The 958-nt window shown below is 55.6% G+C and carries 2 protein-coding genes; both read right to left on the bottom strand.

Features of this window, described 5'->3' with window-relative positions; translation table 11 throughout:
• Positions 1 to 341, bottom strand: a 341-nt coding sequence (locus tag Q6A48_RS25910; protein ID WP_369811744.1) for a hypothetical protein, incomplete at its 3' end; no start/stop codon positions are given.
• A 403-nt stretch (positions 342 to 744) separates the two neighbouring features.
• Positions 745 to 958: hypothetical protein (locus Q6A48_RS25905; protein WP_304557316.1), on the bottom strand; the 214-nt coding region annotated here is incomplete at its 5' end.

Here is a 958-nt window from a genome sequence, read left to right as displayed (position 1 = left end):
CCATCGCGAGCAAGCTCAGCTCCCACAGGAATTTGTGGTGAGCGATGGTTTAAGAACACCCAAACAGTCATGTGGGAGCAAGGCTTGCCCGCGATGGCATTGGCACATCCAGCATCAATACAAGCTGTTCCACCGCCATCGCGAGCAAGCTCAGCTCCCACAGGGATTTGTGGTGAGCGATGGTTTAAGAACACCCAAACAGTCATGTGGGAGCAAGGCTTGCCCGCGATGGCATTGGCATATCCAGCATCAATACAAGCTGACCCACCGCCATCGCGAGCAAGCTCAGCTCCCACAGGAATTTGTGGTGAGCGATGGTTTAAGAACACCCAAACAGTCATGTGGGAGCAAGGCTTGCCCGCGATGGCATTGGCACATCCAGCATCAATACAAGCTGACCCACCGCCATCGCGAGCAAGCTCAGCTCCCACAGGGATTTGGGGTGAGCGATGGTTTAAGAACACCCGAACAGTCATGTGGGAGCAAGGCTTGCCCGCGATGGCATTGGCACATCCAGCATCAATACAAGCTGACCCCCCGCCATCGCGAGCAAGCTCAGCTCCCACAGGGATTTTGTGGTGGAGCGATGGTTTAAGAACACCCAAACAGTCATGTGGGAGCAAGGCTTGCCCGCGATGGCATTGGCGCATCCAGCATCAATACAAGCTGACCCACCGCCATCGCGAGCAAGCTCAGCTCCCACAGGGATTTGTGGTGAGCGATGGTTTAAGAACACCCAAACAGTCATGTGGGAGCAAGGCTTGCCCGCGACGGCATTGGCACATCCAGCATCAATACAAGCTGACCCACCGCCATTGCGAGCAAGCTCAGCTCCCACAGGATTTGTGGTGAGCGATGGTTTAAGAACACCCAAACAGTCATGTGGGAGCAAGGCTTGCCCGCGATGGCATTGGCACATCCAGCATCAATACAAGCTGACCCACCGCCATCGCGAGCA

It is taken from the genome of Pseudomonas citrullilanati, assembly GCF_030580855.1.
GTDB lineage: Bacteria > Pseudomonadota > Gammaproteobacteria > Pseudomonadales > Pseudomonadaceae > Aquipseudomonas > Aquipseudomonas citrulli.
The sequence above is the reverse complement of the archived record's forward strand: the minus strand, read 5'-3'. Positions and strand labels throughout refer to the sequence as shown.